This is a genomic window from Streptomyces caeruleatus (assembly GCF_001514235.1).
Taxonomy (GTDB): Bacteria; Actinomycetota; Actinomycetes; order Streptomycetales; family Streptomycetaceae; genus Streptomyces; species Streptomyces caeruleatus.
Window position 1 is genome coordinate 449,823 of record NZ_KQ948928.1, and the last position, 20,794, is coordinate 470,616.

Annotated in this window: 18 protein-coding genes; 8 read left to right on the forward strand and 10 right to left on the reverse strand. The window is 70.7% G+C overall.

Translation table 11 applies throughout. The annotated features are described in order from the left end of the window. Positions 1 to 36: 36 nt before the first annotated feature. Both AQJ67_RS17460 and AQJ67_RS17465 read right to left on the reverse strand, forming a co-directional pair. Positions 37 to 453 carry a DUF6114 domain-containing protein gene (locus AQJ67_RS17460; RefSeq protein WP_107122903.1) on the reverse strand — a complete coding sequence of 139 codons (417 nt, stop codon included), beginning with the start codon at positions 451 to 453 and terminating at the stop codon, positions 37 to 39. Then, positions 453 to 1,121 (reverse strand): DUF6230 family protein, encoded by a 669-nt coding sequence (locus tag AQJ67_RS17465; protein ID WP_062719700.1) that lies wholly within the window; start codon positions 1,119 to 1,121, stop codon positions 453 to 455. The genes AQJ67_RS17460 and AQJ67_RS17465 overlap by 1 nt, the downstream gene beginning before the upstream one ends. A gap of 605 nt (positions 1,122 to 1,726) precedes the next feature. Between AQJ67_RS17465 and AQJ67_RS17470 the strand changes: the two genes are divergently transcribed. Then, positions 1,727 to 2,380 (forward strand): hypothetical protein, encoded by a 654-nt coding sequence (locus AQJ67_RS17470; protein ID WP_062719701.1) that lies wholly within the window; start codon positions 1,727 to 1,729, stop codon positions 2,378 to 2,380. Positions 2,381 to 2,413: 33 nt separating this feature from the next. On the opposite strand, the gene AQJ67_RS17475 is transcribed toward AQJ67_RS17470, so the two are convergent. After that, complete coding sequence (locus AQJ67_RS17475) at positions 2,414 to 3,376, reverse strand: lytic polysaccharide monooxygenase auxiliary activity family 9 protein (protein WP_062720086.1); 963 nt, start codon at positions 3,374 to 3,376, stop codon at positions 2,414 to 2,416. A 428-nt stretch (positions 3,377 to 3,804) separates the two neighbouring features. Here AQJ67_RS17475 and AQJ67_RS17480 point away from each other — a divergent pair, with 428 nt between their 5' ends. Then, on the forward strand, positions 3,805 to 5,616 hold the full coding sequence (locus AQJ67_RS17480; RefSeq protein WP_062719703.1) for a S8 family peptidase: 1,812 nt from the start codon (positions 3,805 to 3,807) through the stop codon (positions 5,614 to 5,616). Positions 5,617 to 5,833: 217 nt separating this feature from the next. Here the strand turns inward: AQJ67_RS17480 and AQJ67_RS17485 are convergent, their stop codons facing one another. Beyond that, positions 5,834 to 6,508: a ScbR family autoregulator-binding transcription factor gene (locus AQJ67_RS17485; protein WP_062719705.1), complete on the reverse strand. Its 675-nt coding sequence runs from the start codon at positions 6,506 to 6,508 to the stop codon at positions 5,834 to 5,836. Positions 6,509 to 6,689: 181 nt separating this feature from the next. On the opposite strand from AQJ67_RS17485, the gene AQJ67_RS17490 reads away from it, so the two are divergent. From AQJ67_RS17490 to AQJ67_RS17500, 3 genes are all read left to right on the forward strand, one after another. Continuing rightward, complete coding sequence (locus AQJ67_RS17490) at positions 6,690 to 7,628, forward strand: ScbA/BarX family gamma-butyrolactone biosynthesis protein (protein WP_062719707.1); 939 nt, start codon at positions 6,690 to 6,692, stop codon at positions 7,626 to 7,628. A 68-nt stretch (positions 7,629 to 7,696) separates the two neighbouring features. Beyond that, positions 7,697 to 8,344, forward strand: coding sequence for a ScbR family autoregulator-binding transcription factor (locus tag AQJ67_RS17495; protein ID WP_062719709.1), 648 nt, complete (start codon positions 7,697 to 7,699; stop codon positions 8,342 to 8,344). 31 nt (positions 8,345 to 8,375) lie between these two features. Continuing rightward, the gene (locus AQJ67_RS17500; RefSeq protein WP_062719711.1) at positions 8,376 to 9,563 is read left to right on the forward strand and encodes a damage-control phosphatase ARMT1 family protein; all 1,188 of its coding nucleotides are present in this window, start codon (positions 8,376 to 8,378) and stop codon (positions 9,561 to 9,563) included. A 105-nt stretch (positions 9,564 to 9,668) separates the two neighbouring features. Here the strand turns inward: AQJ67_RS17500 and AQJ67_RS17505 are convergent, their stop codons facing one another. Both AQJ67_RS17505 and AQJ67_RS17510 read right to left on the reverse strand, forming a co-directional pair. Next, positions 9,669 to 10,931, reverse strand: a complete 1,263-nt coding sequence (locus AQJ67_RS17505) for a cytochrome P450 (protein ID WP_062719714.1) — start codon at positions 10,929 to 10,931, stop codon at positions 9,669 to 9,671. Beyond that, positions 10,928 to 11,782 carry an alpha/beta fold hydrolase gene (locus tag AQJ67_RS17510; RefSeq protein WP_062719716.1) on the reverse strand — a complete coding sequence of 285 codons (855 nt, stop codon included), beginning with the start codon at positions 11,780 to 11,782 and terminating at the stop codon, positions 10,928 to 10,930. The genes AQJ67_RS17505 and AQJ67_RS17510 overlap by 4 nt, the downstream gene beginning before the upstream one ends. A gap of 22 nt (positions 11,783 to 11,804) precedes the next feature. Here AQJ67_RS17510 and AQJ67_RS49335 point away from each other — a divergent pair, with 22 nt between their 5' ends. After that, positions 11,805 to 11,978 (forward strand): hypothetical protein, encoded by a 174-nt coding sequence (locus AQJ67_RS49335; protein ID WP_159058780.1) that lies wholly within the window; start codon positions 11,805 to 11,807, stop codon positions 11,976 to 11,978. A gap of 192 nt (positions 11,979 to 12,170) precedes the next feature. Here AQJ67_RS49335 and AQJ67_RS17515 read toward each other — a convergent pair whose 3' ends face one another. Further along, positions 12,171 to 12,719, reverse strand: a complete 549-nt coding sequence (locus AQJ67_RS17515) for a YciI family protein (protein ID WP_062719718.1) — start codon at positions 12,717 to 12,719, stop codon at positions 12,171 to 12,173. A gap of 96 nt (positions 12,720 to 12,815) precedes the next feature. After that, positions 12,816 to 14,081, reverse strand: a complete 1,266-nt coding sequence (locus AQJ67_RS17520) for an endonuclease/exonuclease/phosphatase family protein (RefSeq protein WP_062719720.1) — start codon at positions 14,079 to 14,081, stop codon at positions 12,816 to 12,818. 170 nt (positions 14,082 to 14,251) lie between these two features. On the opposite strand from AQJ67_RS17520, the gene cyc2 reads away from it, so the two are divergent. After that, positions 14,252 to 16,411 (forward strand): germacradienol/geosmin synthase Cyc2, encoded by a 2,160-nt coding sequence (gene cyc2 / locus AQJ67_RS17525; RefSeq protein WP_062719722.1) that lies wholly within the window; start codon positions 14,252 to 14,254, stop codon positions 16,409 to 16,411. Here cyc2 and AQJ67_RS17530 read toward each other — a convergent pair. After that, complete coding sequence (locus AQJ67_RS17530; protein ID WP_062719724.1) at positions 16,404 to 17,918, reverse strand: hypothetical protein; 1,515 nt, start codon at positions 17,916 to 17,918, stop codon at positions 16,404 to 16,406. The two genes, cyc2 and AQJ67_RS17530, sit on opposite strands and share 8 nt — an antisense overlap. Before the next feature lie 164 nt (positions 17,919 to 18,082). Here AQJ67_RS17530 and phsA point away from each other — a divergent pair, with 164 nt between their 5' ends. Then, the gene (phsA, locus tag AQJ67_RS17535) at positions 18,083 to 19,975 is read left to right on the forward strand and encodes an O-aminophenol oxidase PhsA (RefSeq protein ID WP_062719726.1); all 1,893 of its coding nucleotides are present in this window, start codon (positions 18,083 to 18,085) and stop codon (positions 19,973 to 19,975) included. Positions 19,976 to 20,027: 52 nt separating this feature from the next. On the opposite strand, the gene AQJ67_RS17540 is transcribed toward phsA, so the two are convergent. Then, positions 20,028 to 20,771: a CTP synthase C-terminal region-related (seleno)protein gene (locus tag AQJ67_RS17540; protein ID WP_062719727.1), complete on the reverse strand. Its 744-nt coding sequence runs from the start codon at positions 20,769 to 20,771 to the stop codon at positions 20,028 to 20,030. Positions 20,772 to 20,794: the final 23 nt, after the last annotated feature.

The window sequence follows — 20,794 nt, forward strand, 5'->3', positions numbered from 1 at the left end:
GAACCGCTGGCGAGAGGCCGAACCATCGCGCACCCGTCAAACCTCCGTCGCGGCAACCCCTCCGTCCCGCCGCAGCCGCCGCCGGACCCGGGGTTCCTGATCCGGAAGCCACCCAAAGGCAAGGCAACTCCCCACGACCCCGAGCAGCAGCCCCACGAAGAACCCGCCCAGGTTCGACGTGAGCCAGGTCCCCAGCGCCACCAGAACCCCGGTGATCGAATAGAAGAGCCGCTGCGCGGGATTGAAAAGGATCAGCAGACCGAGCAACACCATCAGCGTCGGCAGCAAGTACCCGGCCAGCCCCTGCATACCGGCATGCAGCATGACCTTCACGGACGCCTTCATGGTGAGCAGGACCTCCGCCCCGCCCAGCGCGAGCAACACCCCGCCCCAGAACGGCCGGTCGGCCCGCCAGCGACGGAAGGCCGACCGGAAACCCGTACGCGAACTCATCAGCAACCCGTACTGCTGAAGCGGAGTTTCAGCCCCGGAAGCTTGAACACCCCGGCAGTCGTCGCGTAGTTGGTCTGCCGCAGATTGGCGATCCGCACGGTGTCCGCCTGCTGACTGAAGACACCGATCGGTCCCTTGACCCCGGCCTTGGTCAACGTACTCGCGTCGTTGCCGATCTCGATGTTGTTGAACGCGGCGTCACCCGACAACTCCGTCGAGTCGGTGGTCAGATCGCTCGCGGTCACCTTCTCCGCCCCACTGCCCGCGGTGATGAGCAGGTTCGTCCCGCCCAGGTCCACGCTCTGGCACAGCTTCGTGAGCGTCGCGTTCTTGATCGCGGACGTGACCACCAGCACCTGCCCACCGGTGTCCCCGGCGTTGGGACTGCCCGGCGCCATCTCGTCGAGCCCGCCGAACTGCTCGAACCCGGTGCCGTTGAGCTCGGTCGCGGTGACGGTGAAGGGCATGCCGGAGATCGCGAACTGCACGCCCAGCGCTCCCTCGGCGGTGAGCACCGCGAGGGTGCCGGCGACGAGGGTGGCCGGTACCGCCATCACGGCGGCTCGGCGCGCCCGGACCCGCCCGCGTCTCGCGGGACCGTCGGGGGTTTCGGACGCTTCGGATGCTTCGGACACGGAACCGCTTTCCGGGTTCTCGGACAAGGCCATAACTGCTCCCAGGTGCAGAGAAAGTGCGGGTAGGGCATCAGCGGCACGTTGTCCTGGCGCGGACAGCGCCCACGGCATACGTCTCCTCGCAACTCCCGGCGGGTGCAAGGGCTTTCTCGTACTCCGCAGTAGCCAAGCCCGGAAGTTACCGGTGGTTACAGTCGAGGGTCAAGGCGGTTGTGGAAAAAGGGTGTTGGTTGTGAGTCCGCTGTGACTCAGGGGCTTCCCGGGCATCGCTCGGGCACCGGTTGCCACATCAACTCCCCCTCAACTGCTTGACGTTGACTGACCCTCAGGTCTACAACTGCCCCTGGCTCCCCCCTGGATCCGTGGCGCCGGATCCGCCGCCCGCGTGGCCTCTGCCCGCGTTCCCGGACTGATGTCCTTCACATTTCCGTGAGTTCACTCCATGGAGCCGTCACGGTCGCTTCCCCCCTCGGCCCGTGCCGGTCACCCCCTAGCCGCTGCCGGTCCGTGACGTACGGAGAAGGCGTCACGGACCGGCAACGGCACACACGAACTCGCGCACCCCCACCCCAGACCCCCCTGAGTGGCACGGCTGCCCTCAGGGCACACCCCCGCAACGAAAGCCGAGGTACACCCCCATGCGCACCCGCACCCTCCTCACCCTCGCCGGCACCGTCGCCGCGCTCACCCTCCCCCTGGCCGGCCCCGCGTCCGCGGCCGACGGCGCCGTCCTCACCACCGGCTCCGTCGGCGGTACGGCCGTCGCGGCCGGCGAGGTCCTCGCCGCGCCGCTGGCGAGCGGCACAGCCGCCACGTTCTACTCCAGCGCGACCGGTACGAGCGGTATCTCGTGCACGTCGTCGCAGTTCACGGCCACGGTGGCGGACAACCCGAGCGCACCCGGCACCGCGACGGAGTCGGTCTCCGCGCACACCTTCGACGCCGCCAGCTGCACCACCAACGTGGTCGGCGTGCTCGGCGTCAGCAGCATCACGGTCAACAACCTGCCGTACAGCGCCGCCGTGTCCTCCGACGGCACCGTCACCGTCACGCCCGCCGAGGGCTCCACCATCCAGACCACGGTCGTCCTGCGGACCCTGCTGGGCAGCATCAACTGCGTCTACCAGGCCCCCAGCCTGTCCGGCACGGCGAGCAACGACGACAACACGATCAACTTCAGCAGCGCGGCGTTCGCCAAGGTCTCCGGCTCGTCCCTCTGCTTCGCCAACGGCTACTTCACCGCCAAGTACGCCCCGGTGACCGCCGCCGGTGAGGCGGTCTACGTCAACTGACGCCTGCCGAGCGGGAGTTCACCTCCTGCGCAGTCACCTCCTGCGCAGCCGTAGCGCCAGGGCGGCGCCCCCGGTGAGCACCAGCACCGCGGCGGCGCCGCCCGCCAGCATCGGCGTCGAAGGCCCTGCATCGGCGCCACCGGTGTTCGCTACCGGCGTGCTGTCGGGCGCGGCGGCGTTCTGCGGACGCCGGTTCCCCGCGCCGACGGAGTCGGAAGGCGTCGGTGAGACGGGCCCGCGCGGCTCGGCCGACGATGAAGGGCTCGCCGTCGTACGGCCGTCGCCCCGGCCCTTGCCGCCGTCGGTGGCGGCAGCCGTACGCCCGCCGCCGCTCTCCTCGGCGCCCTCGCCCCCGCCCGCCGGGAACACCACGTCCGAGCACGAGTAGTACGTGTCCGGCGTACTGCTGTTCTGCCAGACCGTGTACAGCACATGCCGCCCGGTCCGGTCGGACGGCAGTGTCGCCCTGATCCGGTACGCCCCGTTCGTCAACGCGGGGTCCTTCACCTCCGCGAACGGCTGGTCCGGCAGGTCGGACCAGGACAGCGGCTTCGCCGGGTCGTAGCCGGGCTTGGTGAGGTACAGCTTGAAGGTGCCGGTGTGCGGGATCGTCGAGACGTACCGCATGGTCAGGTCGGCCCCTGGCGTGAGCCGGGTCGACGGCCAGTCGGCGCGGGCGAGGTCGAGGCCCCGGTAGGCGGGCAGTCCGCCGCTGCACAACTGTCCGTCGGGGACGACCTGCCGGTCCCGGCCGTTCACGTTCGCGATCCGAAGGTTGTCCCAGGCCGTGAAGGGCGCCCCGTTCGACGCGACCGCCGCCCGGCAGGCCGCCGACCCGGACGCGGCGCCGCCGTCGGGGGAGCAGGCGTACACCCGGCTGACCGGATCCGTCGGCGCACCGTGCGCACGGGCGGGGCCCGCCGCCCACACCGTGAGCAGCAGGGGTGTGACGGCGGTGGCCGCCAGGGCGGTGCGGTGCGATCTCATCCAGGGCATCCGGGACATCCGGAACGTCTCCTCGGCCGGCACGGAAAGGGTCCCCGTGCAGTACGGGAATCCGGCCCGGCGCGTTCACTGCGCGACGAGCCGGGCGAAGTCCGGCAATACCGGTCAACTGTCCGACGTAGAGGGTGGGTTTCCGGCCGGATCGAGGGTTTCCCCCGTATCCCGATGACCTTCTCTTTGCCTATCGTTCGACCACAGCCGACCCACAGGTAACCCCGAACGGGTCGAAGCTCGCGCCAGGCCGGCCGCCGCGCCCCCGCGTTTCGCACAGCCCCACTGCGTTCCCCGCACAGCCCCACCTGCGTTCCCCGCACTGCCCCACCGCCTTCTCGGCGTACCCCCCGCCGCTTCGAGGACGAAGCGAATCGACCGCCGCTCCGCGCTGCCCGGAGTACGGCAGGCCACGAAAGGGCACACCCTTGCGTACCTCTGCGTCCACCAGACGGAAGCTGATATCCGCCGCCGCGGTCTCCGCCGCGCTCTTCACGGCCGCCACCACCTCGGTCGCCGTGGCCCAGGACTCCTCGCCCCAGGAAGCCGCCGCCCCCGTCCCGGCGGCTCAGACCGAGGCCGCCCCCGGCACCCCGGCCGAGCGCCTCATCGTCGGCTACAAGTCCGGCGCCTCCGAGGCCAGGTCGAACAAGGCCGCCGAGGCCGACGCCGCCGCCAAGGGCAAGGAGGCCGGCGAGGACGTCGACTTCCAGCGCCGCCTCGGCTCCGGCGCCGCCCTCGTCGACCTGGGCGAGAAGCTCACCAAGGCGGACGTCGCCGACGTCGTCGCCGAGTACCAGGCCGACCCGCAGGTCGCCTACGTCGTACCGGACCGGCTGAACAAGCCGCTGGCCACGCCCAACGACACCGAGTACGGCAAGCAGTGGGACCTGTCCGAGGCCACCGCCGGCATGAACGTGCCGGGCGCCTGGGACGTCGCCACCGGCAGCGGGGTCACCGTCGCCGTCATCGACACCGGCTACGTCACCCACTCCGACCTCGGCGCCAACATCGTCGGCGGCTACGACTTCATCTCCGACACCGCGGTCTCCAACGACGGCAACGGCCGTGACAGCAACCCGGCCGACACCGGCGACTGGACCACCGACGGCCAGTGCGCCGCCGACTGGACGGCCACCACCTCGTCCTGGCACGGCACCCACGTCGCGGGCACCATCGCCGCCGTCACCAACAACAGCAAGGGCATCGCGGGTATCGCGTACGGCGCGAAGGTCTCCCCGCTGCGCGTCCTCGGCCAGTGCGGCGGCTACGACTCCGACATCATCGACGCCATCACCTGGGCGTCCGGCGGTTCGGTCTCCGGCGTCCCGGCCAACACCAACGTCGCCAAGGTCATCAACATGAGCCTCGGCGGGGGCGGCGCCTGCACCACCGCCACCCAGAGCGCCATCAACGCGGCCGTGAACCGCGGTACGACGGTCGTCGTCGCGGCGGGCAACAGCAACGCGAACGCCGCCAACTACTCGCCGGCCAGCTGCAACAACGTCATCAGCGTGGCCGCCGCGGACCGCCAGGGCAACCGTTCCTACTACTCCAACTTCGGATCGGTCGTCGACATCGCGGCCCCGGGCGGCGAGACCAACTCCGTCACCGCGAACGGCATCCTGTCCACGCTGAACTCCGGCTCCCAGGGCCCGTCCTCCGAGAGCTACGAGTACTACCAGGGCACCAGCATGGCGGCCCCGCACATCGCGGGCCTCGCGGCGCTGATGAAGTCGGCCAACGCGTCCCTGACCCCGGCGCAGATCGAGTCGGCCATCAAGTCCAACGCCCGTACGCTGCCGGGGACCTGCTCCGGTGGCTGCGGTTCCGGTCTCGCGGACGCGGCCAAGACGGTGCAGGCGGTGAGCGGCAGCTCCGGCGGCTCCACGGGGGGCACCACCTTCACCAGCACCTCCGCCGTCGCCATCCCGGACAACAGCTCCGCGATCGAGTCGTCCATCGCGGTCAGCGGCCGCAGCGGCAACGCCCCCTCGGCCCTCCAGGTCGGCGTGGACATCACCCACACCTACCGCGGTGACCTGGTCATCGACCTGGTGGCCCCGGACGGCTCGACGTACCGCCTGAAGTCCAGCTCCTCGGACTCCGCGGACAACCTCAACACCACCTACACGGTGAACGCCTCCAGCGAGACCGCCAACGGCACCTGGAAGCTGCGCGTCCAGGACACGGCGGCCCAGGACACGGGCCGGCTCAACAGCTGGAAGCTGACCTTCTGACCAACCTGGGGACAGACCTTCCGACCGACTTTCCGACCGACTTTCCGACCGACTTTCCGGTCGACTTTCCGGTCGACAACTGAACGCGGGCCCTCGACGGGCCCGTACACGAACGGGCGGGCCGGCCGGTGCGGATGGGGCATCGGCCGGCCCGTCGTGTGCCTTGAGCACGGCCGACCGGGGCGGAAACCGACGCTCCGGTCGGCTTCGCGCTCGCTCAGCCGGACGCGTCCACCGCGACCTGCTCGGCGCCGGCCTCGTCGAGGGCGGCCAGCACGCGGGCGCCGCGATCGGGCTCCCGGTCGATCCCGGGCAGCAGACCCGGCACCGCGATGCTCGGCAGGACATGTCCCCACAGGACCGAGATCCGCTCCGCCAGATCGGCACGGTCGGTCAGCGCCCGGGACATCAGCTGGATTCCCGCGAACGCCCCGACCAGCAGCTCCACCGTCTGCCTCGGCACCACGGTGGGCAGCAACTCGCCCTGGTCACGAGCCCGTTCGAGCAGCACGACCAGATGATCCGCCCACTGCCGGAACGGGCCGGAGTGGTCGGAGCCCGGCGGTGCGCTCTGGTCCACGGCCAGCCGCACGCTGCCCTTGAGCAGCGAGTTCCCGAGCAGCCGCTGCCCGAACACGAAGGTCATGTCGACGAGTTCCTGGAGCTTGCACGGCTGCGGCGGCACCGCTGCGAAGGGCACCTGCTCGTCCAGCACGGCCTGGGCGAGGGACTCCTTCGAGGAGAAGTGGAAATACAGGGCACCCTTCGTCACTTCGGCCCGCTCCAGGACCATCGAGATGGTCGTCGCGGTGTACCCGTGCTCGTCGAAGACCGCGCCCGCGGCCTCGAGAATCACCCTCCGCGTTCTGATGGCGCGCTCCTGCCTCGCCATAACAGCCCCTCCGCTGCGCCGAGTTCGGCCCGTGCGCCGGGCGTGCGCCGGAGCGGTTCGGGCACAGCCGGGCGACCCAGGTCCGCATTGAAAACAAACCGGTCGGCTCGTACTCTAACGCTCGCGGCACGGGCACCTCGCCGTCTGTCAGCGCACACACGGGGGTACCCAAGGAGGGGACATGCCTTACCCGCGGCCACTCGCCACGACCCTGCTCGCCGAGACCCCGGTACCGGACGGTCTGACCGCCACCGTACCGCGCCAGCTCGTCCACCGCGCTTCGGTCGCGGAAACGTTTCTCACGGGTGCGACCAGCACCGACGCCGACCGGTTCACCGTCTTCGCCGAGTGGCCGCGCGCCCATCAGTTACACGTGTCGCCGGACCGGTCGGCCTATGAACCGCTGCTCGTGGCCGAAACCGTCCGCCAGGCCGGCACACTCATCGCGCACACCGCCTACGAGGTCCCCCTGGGCCACCAGTTCGTGCTCCAGGAACTGCGGATCACCACGCGCCCCAAACACCTCGTCATGGGCGCCACCCCCGCCGAACCCGTCCTGCACATCGACGTCGTCGACGTCACCCGGCGCGGCGGCCGGCCGGCCGGATTCCGCTACGACGTGGAGATACGCCTCGGCGAGGAACTCGTCGGGACCGCGCACGTGGCCGCCACGTGGACCAGCGCGGCCGTCTACCGCCGACTGCGCGGCGGCCGCACCGCGGCCACCGTGTCCGCGGTGCCCGCCCCGCCCGGTCTGCCGCCCGCCGAGGTGGGCCGCGCCCTGCCCGCGGACGTCGTCCTCGCCCCGGCCGGGCGCTCCGACGGCTGGCAGCTGCGAGTCGATACCGGGCATGCTGTTTTCTTCGATCACCCACTCGACCACGTCCCCGGCATGCTCCTGCTGGAGGCGGCCCGCCAGGCCGTCCGGGCCGACACCCGGAACACGCACCGCACAGCGGCTTCCTTCCATGCCGTTTTCCACCAGTACGCCGAACTCGACCTGCCTCTTTGGATAGAGGCCGAGGGCCGGGCAGGCGCGCACGGCACCGATGTGCAAGTCGTCGGACGCCAGGGGGAGTCGACGGTCTTCGAGTGCGGGGTGGGTATCGAAGAGCGCTGAGATATCGTGTGGGGAGCAAGAAACAAACGGCACGACCCGTTCTTTTCCGTCACAGGAGAGTCCAGCTGATGGCGAGGCAGTTACGCGCCGAACAGACCCGCACCACGATCCTCACAGCCGCCGCCGAACTGTTCGACCGTCACGGCTACGAGTCGACCAGTCTCAGTGACATCGTCGAGCAGGCCCAGGTCACCAAGGGAGCCCTCTACTTCCACTTCGCGGCCAAGGAGGACCTCGCCCAGGCCATCATGGAGCTCCAGTCCCGGGCGTCCCGGCAGGTCGCGACCGAGATGGACGGCCGGGGCTACACCTCGCTGGAGTCCCTGATACGCACGACGTTCGGCATCGTGCGGCTCTCCGTCGAGGGCCCGATCCCGCGGGCCGGCCTGCGCCTGGCCACCGGGGGAGTGGTGATACGGCCGCCGCTGCGGCACCCGTACACCGAGCTGCTGGACATCACCACCCGCAGACTTCTCGGCGCCGCCAAGGAGTCCGACATCCACCCGGACGTCGACGCCGAGGCCGCGGCCCACTCGCTCGTCTGCTTCTTCGTCGGCACCCGCGTCGTCGGCCGCTCGCTCGAACCCGTCGCACGCCAGCCCCGCCGGCTGGCCGAGATGTGGCACATCATGATCCGCGGCCTGGTCCCGGTACCGCGCCGGGCCCGCTACCTCACGCTCGCGACACAGCTGGAGCGGGAGATCAGAGCCGTATGAGCCGTATGGCACGCGCGGTACCGTGAGGCGCATGCCCGAGAGGTCCGACACCCCGCCCCCGCCCGTGCTCCTCGGGAACGAACCCGGCTCGTTCCCGCACAGCGTCCTCGCCGAACGGCATCCCGCGATCATCCAGCAGGTACGGGACTCCTTCCCGTACGGCCCCGAGCAGCACCGCGCCCTGGACGCGCTCCTCGCGAACTGCACGAAGGGCGTGATCGAGCCCCTCCCCGCCGACGCGCACGACCGCGACCGCTGGACGGCCTGGGGCGCCGACGACTACGCGGGCCGGTCCTGGTTCGACGTACCGTGGCTGTGGTCGGAGAGCTACTTCTACCGCCAACTCCTCGAAGCCGTCGGCTACTTCACGCCCGGGCCGTGGCAGGGCATCGACCCCTTCCGTCCCTCCAAGACCGCCGAGCTCGACGCCCCGGAGACGGACGAGGAACTCTCCGCCCTCGACACCCTCGCCGACCGGCCCGCCGACGAGCAGGACCGGGCGCTGCTGCACGGCTCCCTCTGGGGCAACCGGGCCGACCTCGGCTTCCGGCTGTCGGCCGCGCACGGCGAGACCTCCTCGGACACCCCGCCCCTGGTGGCCGACGACAGCGCGCCCCTCTGGTCGCTGCTCCCGCCCTCCGGCTCGGCCACCCTGTGCCTGATCGCCGACAACGCGGGCCGCGAGCTCGTCCCCGACCTGCTCCTCATCGCCCACCTCCTGACCCAGGGGCGCATCGCGCGGGCCGTCCTCCACGTCAAGCCGTACCCGTACTACGTCTCCGACGCCACGCACACCGACGTACTGGACGCCCTGCGCCGGCTGACGGCGGCCCCGGGCGCCGCCGCGACCTACGGCCGTACCCTCTGGGCGGCGCTGACGGACGGCCGCCTCACCGTCCGCGCCCACCCCTTCTCCTGCGCCCCGCTGCCGTACGCACAGATGCCCGGCGACCTGCGCGACGAGCTCGCCGCCGCCACCCTCACCCTCCTCAAGGGCGACCTCAACTACCGCCGCCTGGTCGGCGACCGCCGCTGGCCGCCGACCACGCCGTTCGCCGACGTCACCGCCTACTTCCCCGGCCCGGTCGCCGCCCTGCGCACCCTCAAGTCCGACGTGATCACCGGCCTCGACACCAGGACCGAGGCGGCGCTGGTGGCGTCGGAGGGGCAGCGGTGGCGGACGGGCGGCACGCACGCGCTGATCCAGGTGCGGACGTGACGGATGGGGTGGGCCGTGACGGATGGGGTGGGCGGTGACGGATGGGGTAGGCGGTGACGGATGGGGTGTGCCGGTGTCCCGGGGACAGTCGGGTCCCGTTCCGGCTCAAGTAATGTGCACCGGGAGCGACTTGAGCCCGTTGATGAAGTTCGACACCAGCCGCTTGGGCGGCCCGGCCGTGCGTAGCTCCGGCAGTACCCGCAGGGCCTCCTGGTAGAGCACGCGCAGCTGGAGCCGTGCGAAGTGCGCGCCCAGGCAGACGTGGGGGCCGTCGCCGAACGAGACATGCGGGTTCGGGGCGCGGGACAGATCCAGCCGGTCCGGTTCGCTGAAGACCCGTTCGTCACGGTTGGCCGAGGCGTGGAAGACGACCACCTTGTCGCCCGCGCGGATACGCCGACCGGCCAGCTCCGTGTCCTGCGCGGCGGTGCGCCGGAAGGTGAGGACGGGCGGGTGCCAGCGCAGCAACTCATCTACGGCTAGGTGAAGTTGGTGGTGCCCGGCGCGTAGTCGCTCGTACGACTCCGGGTGCTCGGCCAGTGCCAGCAGGCCGCCCGGGGCCGCGCTGCGGACGGTGTCGTTGCCCGCGACCGTGAGCAGGAAGAAGAACATCTCCAGCTCCGGCCCGGCGAGTTCGGCATCGTGGGCGAGGGTCGTCATCACATCGTCGTCGGGGAACCGCCTTTTGTGCGCGGCCAGTTGGCGGGCGTACGCGAACATGTCCCGCAGCATCGCGGGTGACCGTGGATTGACCGGCCTGCCCTGCGGGTCCAGCACCGGGGGACCCGCCTCGTCGGGGTCCTGGTAGCCGATCACCCGCTGCGTCCAGTGCAGCAGCAGCTTGCGGTCGGCCTCCGGCACGCCGAGCAGGTCGGCGAGGTTGAGCAGGGCGTAGTCGTCGGTCACGGCGGTGACGAGATCGACGGTGCCGTCCGTCGCGCGGGCCGTCTCCATGGCCCGCGCGAGGAGTGTTCGGGCCCGCTGCTCGGCGGTCCTGGCGAAACGGTCGACACGCCCCGGAGTGAAGGCCCGGCTCACGAGCCGCCTCAGCCGGCCGTGCCCTGGCGGGTCCTGATTGAGCATCATGCGGCGGATGAACGGCAGATCGTCGGGGTCGGGATCCCGGATCTGGGTCGCGCCGATGTACGAGGAGTAGGTCACCGAGTCCTTGAGTACGCGCACCACGTCCGCGTGCCGGGTCACCGCCCAGAACCCGGGCCCGGCCGGCCAGCCCAGCACCTCGCTCTCCTCCTGCCGGACCACGGGGTGATGGTCGCGCAGGACGCGATAGGCCTCGTGGGGCACGTCGGCCGCGTACTGCCGGGGGTCGAAGACATCGGGGACGGGGGGCGCCTCGTGGACGGTCACGCTCGCTCGCCTTCACTGACGCGGCCGCTGCTTTCTGCGCCTTCCGTGCCCTCCGCGCCTTCCGTGCCGTCCGTGCCGTCCGTGCTGTCGGCGCGCAGGAAGTCCTCGACCACGCGGATGAGCTCCAGCGGCGTCTCGTCCATGGAGTAGTGGCCCGCGGAAGGGAGTTCGTGCAGCTCGGCCCGTGGATACCAGGTCATCCACGTCCCGCGGAGAAGGTCGGCGGACAGGGCGGGGTCGAGGGCGCCGGCCACGGCGAGCGCGGGGATGGGGGAGCCCTCGACCCGTGTGTGGAAGTCCTCCCCGGCCCAGGAGTCCAGCCAGGCGCGGAACGCCTTCTGGTCGCTGACGGCGAGCGAACGGGCGACCATCCGGTCGAGCCAGGCGTCCGGCCGACGGCCACCGGTGGTGACGTCGATGATGGCGCGCCGGTTGGCCGGCTGGTGCGCCGCGTCCGCGAACAGCTCCCACTGCTCGGGCGGCAACGCCAGTCCCGAAGCGGGCACCGGCGAGACCCCGACCAGCCTGCGCAGCCGGTGCGGGGCGACGGCGAGGAGGCGCTGGCCGACCGCCCCGCCCATCGAGTGCCCGACCACCGAGAACCGCTCCCAGCCGAGCCGGTCGGCCAGTTCCACCAGGTCGAGGGCCGCCTCGTTGGTCGTGTACGCGCCGACGGCGTCCTTCGCGGCGCCGTAGCCGCGCATGTCGACGAGCGCGTAGGTGAACTCCGTACGGTCGAGGTCGGGGAGGACCGCCGCGTAGGCGGACCGATCGGCGAACCAGCCGTGCACCGCGAAGACCTTGTGGGCGCCGTCACCGTGCAGCTCATGGGGGAGCGAGAAGGAGGTCATGGGACCAAGGTGGACCATATCGGTGGAGACCGACAGAGCCCGGGCGGGCTCGGGGCTCCCGCTCGCCTGTGCCATCGCCGTCCCGCTCGGCCTGGTCCTCGGCAGCGTGCCGGTCGTCGATGCCGCCGTACGCGCAACCGTCGAGTTGCCGCGGCCGCTGCCGTCCGTCGCGCTGGTGACATACGCGTCCGTCTGACCGGTCCTCTTCCTCACCGTCTGCGGCCTCGGCGAGACCGACCCCCTGGCCAAGGGCACCCTGCGCGCCTTCGGCTTCGGCCGCCTCGCCGTCCTCCTACGGGACGAACTACCCGCCACCGCCCCCTGCATCGCCGCCGGCCTCGGCATCTTCATCACCCAGTCGGGACTGGCCACCTGGCGCCCACGTACTTCATCGACGTCCGCCGAACTCCCAGTCGTGGACCTCGATGTCCGCGTACCGGTCCGCAGTCAGGGTGGCGCGTGCCGTGTCCGGGTCCGGGGCCCGGAGCAGCACCGCCGTGCCCAGCCATGTGTCGCCGTCGTCGGACAGCAACGGCCCGTACGCGATCAGCTCGTCCCTGTCGGGCGGCGGGGCGAGGTCGGCGGCCGCGCCCTCGCCGAGGCCGAGCACGAGGTACCGGTTGCCATCACTGCGGCCACCGGGAAAATCCCACATGGTGCGCCCCAGTACGTTGCGCCATCGGCGCAGCAGCACGTCCCGGTACGCACCCGCCTGGTAGTTGGGCTCGTCGAAGGCGAACGCGCGGGCAGCGGCGGGATCGGGCAGATCGACGATGTGCACGCTTCCGGTGGGCGTCTCCCCGTCGCCGGCGAAGGTCGGGCCGCGAGCGATCAGCTCCTTGGCGTACCGGTCCATGTAGGACCAGTGCTCCTCCAGCAACTCCTCGCGCAACGCGAGAGAATCCAGCCGGTCCCGGTGGTAGCAGAAGAACTCCATGCCCACAGACCCTTCCTCAGCGAGCGCACCCTTCTCAACCGGCTTTGGCGACAAGGGCGGGACGGGCAGGCGCGGCCCGGGTGAGAGTCGGCCCGCTCAACCCACCCGCACGTCCTGCCACACCAGCCGGTGATCGGACGTCGGCACCGTCGCCCCGTCCCCCACCAGCCGGTACAGCGGGTCGTCGGACGTCGGCCAGAAGACGCCGTTCGCCCCCGGTATCAGCCCCCTGGACGGGAGAACGTAGTCGACGCGCAGATTCCCCGGCGCGGTGTCACCGAAGTCGGACGTGTCGTACGCCGGGTCACCGAGGTGCGAGGCATTGGCGCCGCCCTGCAGCCTCGCCGCCTCCACGCCGCCCGCGCTGGACGGCGGGGTCGAGGGCAGCTCCACCGCCGGGTGGTCGAGCAACTGCCTTATCGCGTGGGCGTAACTGTCCCCGTCGTACGGATCCGCGTTGTTGTCCCCGGCGATCACGAACCGCGCGCCGGTCCGCAGTCCACCACGCCGCCCCTTGTCGTCGTACAGATAGGCACTGCGCCGACGGCCGCCGACGTAGTCGGCCCACAGCCGGATCTCGTCGTGGTTGCGCCGACCGTTACGGTCCTCGGGTCCGTCGAAGGTGGGCGGCGTCGGATGCGAGACGAGGAAGTGCACGGTGTCGCGCCCGACGCACACCGGCACGTCCCAGTGACTCTTCGACGACAGCCGCAGAATCGCACGGGCCTCGTCGCTGTAGTAGTCCGACGGCATGACATTGGCCGGCATGTCCTTCCACAGGAACCGCTGGAAGGTCCGCACCGCAGGCGTGTCGATCGGGAACTTCGACAGCACGACCATCCCGTACTGCCCCGGGAACCAGCCGTAGCCGTACGCGTCCTGCCCGTACGCGTCCGAACCGGGCGTCGTGACGGCGCCGTTCTTCCCGTCGAGGTCCACACCGGAGGCGGCGCCCGTGTTCACCGGGCCGGTGAAGTGGTACGGGAAACGGACCGGCTTCGATCCGTTGTGACCGACGGCCAGGTAGTTGCGCAGGAACAGCCGGACCGCTCGGCCCTGCTCGTCGTGGTCGAACTCGTTGATCAGCAGCACGTCCGGGTCGACCCGCTGGATGGTCTCGGCCACGTTGCGTGCCTGGGCGTTGTCCGGCGTGGACAGGTCGGCGATCAGCGAACCCTGGCTGCCGCGGTTCAGCGAGGCGTTGAAGGTGGCGAACCGCACGGACCGGCGGCCGTGCCGCTCGGCCGCCGAGACAGGGAACGCAGTGGTCGCCGAGGCCGGGATCGCCGCGGTCGTGGCCAGCGCCGCCCCGGCGAGGGAGGCGAGCGCCGTGCGGCGTGAGAGGGATCCGGTGGGGTTCATCGCGACTCCGGAAAGGGAGGTGGACACTTGAGGTGCGAGAAGTCTGCGCGCGTAGAGATGAACGCCACAAGGGCCGCCGAGAACTCCCGGATTCACCCGCGATTCACGCGATGGTGTGATCATGTGCCGCGCCACGGATGCCACTTGAGCCCCAGGGGTAGGGCCCGGCCATGACGCAGCAGCCCTTCGAACTCCCGCACTTCTACATGCCGTATCCCGCGCGGCTGAACCCGCACGTCGACGAGGCGCGCGCCCACTCGACCGAATGGGCGCGCGAGATGGGCATGCTGGAAGGGTCCGGGGTCTGGGAACAGACCGACCTGGACGCGCACGACTACGGCCTGCTCTGCGCCTACACCCACCCCGAATGCGACGGTCCCGCGCTCTCCCTCATCACCGACTGGTACGTGTGGGTCTTCTTCTTCGACGACCACTTCCTGGAGATCTTCAAGCGCACTCAGGACCGCGTCGGCGGCAAGACCTACCTGGACCGGCTGCCCCTGTTCATGCCGATGGACCTGTCGACCCCGATGCCCGAGCCGCAGAACCCGGTCGAGGCGGGCCTCGCCGACCTGTGGACGCGCACCGTGCCCAAGATGTCCGCCGACTGGCGCCGCCGCTTCTCCGTCGCGACCGAACACCTCCTCAACGAGTCACTGTGGGAGCTGTCCAACATCAACGAGGGCCGGGTCGCCAACCCGGTCGAGTACATCGAGATGCGCCGCAAGGTGGGCGGTGCCCCCTGGTCGTCGGGCCTGGTGGAGTACGCGACGTCCGAAGTGCCCGCGTCCGTCGCCGAGTCGAGGCCGCTGAGGGTCCTGATGGAGACCTTCTCGGACGCCGTGCACCTGCGCAACGACCTGTTCTCCTACCAGCGCGAGGTCGAGGATGAGGGCGAACTCAGCAACGGCGTCCTGGTCCTGGAGACCTTCTTCGGCTGCACCACCCAGGAGGCCGCCGACACCGTCAACGACGTCCTCACCTCCCGGCTCCACCAGTTCGAGCACACCGCCCTCACCGAGGTCCCGGCCGTGGCGCTGGAGAAGGGGCTCACCCCGCAGGAGGTCGCCGCGGTCGCCGAGTACACCCGGGGACTGCAGGACTGGCAGTCCGGCGGCCACGAATGGCACATGCGCTCCAGCCGCTACATGAACGCGCGCGCCGAGCCCACCGCACCCTGGCGGACCCCGACCGGCCCAGGCACCTCCGCCGCCGACGTCGGCGCGCTGCTCGCGGCCGCCGGCGCCGAACGCCTGCGTGCCTACACGCACATGCCGTACCAGAAGGTCGGCCCGTCCCGGCTCCCCGACTTCTACATGCCCTTCCAACTGGAGCTCAGCCCGCACCTGGGCGCCGCCCGCCACCGCCTCACCGAGTGGTCGCACCGGATGGGCATCCTCCAGGAGGGTGTCTGGGACGAGGACAAGCTCGCCGCCGCCGACCTGCCGCTGTGCGCGGCCGGCCTCGACCCGGACGCCACGCCCGAGGCCCTCGACCTCAGCTCGCAGTGGCTCGCCTGGGGCACCTACGGCGACGACTACTATCCGCTGGTCTTCGGCCACCGCCGTGACCTCGCCGCCGCGCGGCTCACCACCCAGCGCCTCTCGGCCTGCATGCCCGTCGACGGCGAGCAGGCCGCCCTTCCGCTCAACGCCATGGAACGCGGCCTGATCGACCTGTGGGCGCGTACGACGGCGGCCATGACCCCCGAGCAACGCCGCTTCCTCAAGGACGCGGTGAACGTCATGACCGAGAGCTGGGTGTGGGAGCTGTCCAACCAGCTCCAGAACCGCGTCCCCGACCCGGTCGACTACCTGGAGATGCGGCGCGCCACCTTCGGCTCCGACCTCACGCTCAGCCTGTGCCGGATGGGCCACGGCCCCGCCGTCCCACCGGAGGTGTACCGCAGCGGTCCCGTCCGCTCGCTGGAGAACGCCGCCATCGACTACGCCTGCCTCCTCAACGACGTCTTCTCCTACCAGAAGGAGATCGAGTACGAGGGAGAGATCCACAACGCGATCCTCGTCGTGCAGAACTTCTTCGGCATCGACTACCCGACCGCGCTGTCCGTCGTGCACGACCTGATGACCCAGCGCATGCAGCAGTTCGAGCACGTGGCCGCACACGAACTGCCCATCGTGTACGACGACTTCGGGCTCTCTGACGAGGCCCGCGAGATCATGCGGAACTATGTGGTCGACCTCCAGAACTGGATGGCGGGCATCCTGAACTGGCACCAGGAGGTCGACCGCTACAAGGCCGAGTACCTGGGCCGCCGCGCGCACGGCTTCCTGCCGGACCGTGCCCCGGCCGTGCCCGTCCTCAGCTGACCTCCCGCACCCGCGCCGCCGTCGCCTCGGCGAGCTCTCGTACGCCGCTCGCGGCGTTCTCCGAGAGCTCGCCGAGTATCTCGTCGGCCGCGGTGAGGAGCGCGCGGGCCTCTTCGGGTAGGTGGGCGTCGGCCAGGGCGTGAGTGAGGCGGTAGTGCTCCTGGGCGATGAAGCGACCGAAGTACACACCCTGCCAGTGACGCAGGGAGTCGTCTCCAGGGTCCGCCAGGATGCCGCGCAAAGCCTCCAGGCTCCTTGTCGCCTCCGCCAGTTGCCCGTCCGCACGCTCCAGGCCCGCCTGGTCGAGACGGGCCGAGACCCGGTCCCACGCCGTCTCCTGCAAGGCGGTGTACAGACGCTGGGCACGCAGTGCCTGGGTGCGGTCGCCGAGCTCCTCGAAGTCCCGGGCGAGCGCGCGCAGCGGGGCTGTGGTGAGTGCCCTTGACGCGTCGGGGCGGCGGAGTCTGCTCTGGTCCATGACGATCTCGTCCAGGTCGCGGATCAAGGCGACTCTGGCGAGCTCGGTCATACCCTGGTCCCGGGCCAGATCGGTCCAGGTGCTCAAGGGCTCGTCCGTCGGATCCGCACCGACCAGCATGTCGTCGAGCTCCCGCGCCCACGTACGCAACTCCTCCGCGCTCGCGCCCGGTTCCGGCATCCCGCCGAGGCCGCACGCCGTGTCGAAGTCGGTCTCGCGCACCTCGTTCAGCAACGCCAAGTCGCTGGTGTCCCCGTAGAGCCCCACCAGCACGGCCGCGACCCGCAGCTCCTCCGTCATCGACGACGCCGCCTCGTGCCGCAGCAGATGCCGCAGCAGCTCCAGGTCGCCCTCGGCACGGTCGAACTGCGCGGCCCGCAGGGCGAGTCGGCGGCGCACGGGATCCTCCGCCACCGCCTCCCGGGCCGCAGGGTCACCCGCCCGCAACAGGGCGAGGTCGGTCCGGCCGCTCGCGAGCACCGGCTCCCACAGGGGTGGACGCGGATACGAGTCCAGCAGCTGATAGGCGTTGTGCTCCGTCCCGTTCAGCAGCACGAAGTCGGGCTCGGTGCGCAGGAGTGCGGCGTCCAGCAGGGCTTCCAGCTCGGCGGCCGGGCGCTCGGGGAAGCCCAGCGCGGCGCGCAGTTCGGCTCGCGCGTCTTCGAGGCCGGGGCCCTGCCGAGGTCCCTCCCCGTCTTCTTCCCCTTCCCCTTCCCCTTCCCCTTCCCCTTCCTCGTCCTCTTCGGCCTCCGCCAGACCGATCATGATCTCCAGCGCCTCGTCGACACTCGATCCGATGATCCCCGCCGAGCCCTCCGAGTCGGCGTACAGCAGCGACCCGTCCGCGCACACGAAGTACGTACCGCCGGTGTCGTCGCCCGCCACTATGTCGAGCGGTCCGCCCGAAGCCAGGCGTACCTCTTCGACATGGCCGTGGGAGGCACGGCCGATGTCGAAGTTGAAGGGGAAGGCGGCCAACTCGGCCAGGCGGACGTTCTCTCGGAGCAGCCGCAACGCGTGATCGGTCATGTCACAGAACGTAACAGCGGCCACTGACAACGGACTTCCGTACTCCGGATGCGGTTTCCGAAACTTTTCGTGCGGAATCGGATATTCAGGGAACTTGGGCGGTGCGCTGGGAGTCTTCTGGGATGAGGGGAACAGACGACGAGAACACACGGGGGTGTTCGACCTTGACCGACATCATCGAGAGGCTCACGGACAGCGACAGCGACAGTGGCGGCGACCTCAGGGCCGAGACCGGCGAGCTCACGCCGTACCTGGCCCCGCTGCCCGTCCCCACCGTCCTGCGGCCCGCTTCCGAAGACGTCTTACGTGAGACCGAGATCGCCCTGCGCCCGACCTGGGTGCGCCTGCACCCGCAGCTGCCGCCGACCCTGATGTGGGGGTACGACGGGCAGGTGCCGGGCCCGACCATCGAGGTGCGCCGCGGACAGCGCGTCCGTATCGCCTGGACCAACCGCGTCCCCAAGGACAGCGAGTACCCGGTCGCCTCGGTGGAGGTGCCGCTGCGCACCGACGGCCGTCCGCCCGCCACCACCGAGCCCGGCCGCGAGGGCGTCGAGCCGAACAAGGACGTCGCCGCCCTGCCCGCCTGGTCGGTGACCCATCTGCACGGCGCCCAGACGGGCGGCGGCAACGACGGCTGGGCGGACAACGCGGTCGGCTTCGGCGACGCCCAGCTGTCCGAGTACCCGAACGACCACCAGGCGGTGCAGTGGTGGTACCACGACCACGCGATGAACATCACGCGGTGGAACGTGATGACGGGCCTGTACGGCACCTACCTCGTCCGGGACGACGAGGAGGACGCCCTTCGCCTGCCGTGCGGGGAGCGGGAGATCCCGCTGCTGCTCGCCGACCGCAATCTCGACACCGACGAGGACGGTCGGCTCAACGGACGGCTGCTGCACAAGACGGTGATCGTCCAGGAGAAGAACCCGGAGACGGGCAAGCCGGTCTCCATCCCGTTCAGCGGCCCGTACACCACCGTCAACGGCCGGATCTGGCCGTACGCCGAGGTGGACGACGGCTGGTACCGGTTCCGGCTGGTCAACGCGTCCAACGCGCGCATCTACAACCTCGTCCTGGTCGACGAGGACGACAACCCGGTCCCGGGCATCGTCCACCAGATCGGCAGCGACGGCGGACTGCTGCCGCGCCCGGTGCCGATCGACTTCGACGGCGCGCTGCCCACCCTGACCGCGGCGCCGGCCGAGCGCTTCGACCTGCTCGTCGACTTCCGCGGTCTCGCGGGCCGAAAGCTCCGCCTGGTCAACAAGGGCCGCAACCAGCCGCCGGGCGTGCCCGACCCGGCCGGTGACGTGCGCTTTCCGGCGGTCATGGAGTTCCGGGTCCGGGAGAGCTGCGAGGAGGACACCTTCGAACTGCCAGAGGTGCTCTCCGGCTCCTTCCGCCGGCTCACCCACGACATCGAGCACGGCCACCGGCTGATCGTCCTCACCCCGCCCGCCACCAAGGGAGGCGGCGGCCACCCGGAGATCTGGGAGATGACGGAGGTCGAGGACCCGGGCGACATCCAGGTCCCCACCGAGGGCGTCATCCAGGTGACCGGACCGGACGGGAGGACGAAGACCTACCGGCGCACGGCCCGCACGTTCAACGACGGCCTGGGCTTCACCATCGCCGAGGGCAGCCACGAGCAGTGGAGCTTCCTCAACCTCGCCCCGATCGTCCACCCCATGCACATCCACCTGGCCGACTTCCAGTTGCTGGGCCGGGACGCCTACGACGTCTCCGGCTTCGACCCGGTGGTCGGCGGCACCCGCAGCCCCGTCCGGTACGACGCCGGCACCACCGTCCCGCTGGCGCCCAACGAACTCGGCTACAAGGACGTCTTCCGGGTGCCGGGGAACCAGATGCTCCGGGTCATGGGCAAGTTCGACGGCGCGTACGGCCGGTTCATGTACCACTGCCACCTGCTGGAGCACGAGGACATGGGCATGATGCGGCCCTTCGTCGTCATGCCCGCGGAGGCCCTGAAGTTCGACCACGGCGCCGGCCACGGCGGGCACGGCGGCCACGGGGAGGGGCACACGGGCTGACGTAGGCACCTACTCACGTACGCGCGCGTGGGGCGTCACCGACGCGTAGGCGTCACGCGCGCGTGGGCACCTTCCGAGCCGCGTGCTCGACCGCGGCGCGTGCCAGCGCCCGAACGACCGGGTGCGGATGCGAGCCGTCACCGGACAGTTCCGGCTGGAAGAGCGTGGCCAGGAAGAAGGGGTGGCCGGGCAGTTCGGCGATCCGGACGTGACCCTCCTCGTCGTGCCCGGAGAAGCGCAGCCCGTGCGCACGCAGGGTGTCGAGGTGGCGGGAGGGGCCGTAGGCGCAGAAGTACCGCTCGACGGTGCGCTCCGAGCCGATCACCGACTCGGCGAGCGTGTCCGGCTCGATCCGGACCACCGCCTCATGGCCGACCAGCGAGCAGGCCAGGGGTTCGATGAGGAAGTCGTCGGCGTCGGGGTCGTTCTCGGCGTGGGCGACCCGGGTCAGCCCGCACACCTCGCGGGCGTACTCCAGGAGCGCGTGCTGGAAGCCGCCGCAGGTGCCGAGGAAGGGGATGCCCTCCTCGCGCGCGGTGCTGATCGCGGACAGCACACCCGCCTCGCTGCGGTAAGGGCTGCCCGGCAGCACCCACACGGCGTCGAAGCCGCGCACCGCCCCGTCGGCGACCGCGTCCTGCGTGGGGATCCAGTAGGCGTCGAGGACGAGCCGGTCGCGTTCGGCGAGGGCGTCCAGCAGAAGTGGCACCCGCGTGTGCGAGGCGACGTTGGGGGAGCGGTCCCCGACCAGGGCGAGCCTTGCCGGCCTGGCCGTCCGGGCAGCGGTGTTCGTCATGGCCTCATCCTGGGCGCGCCCCG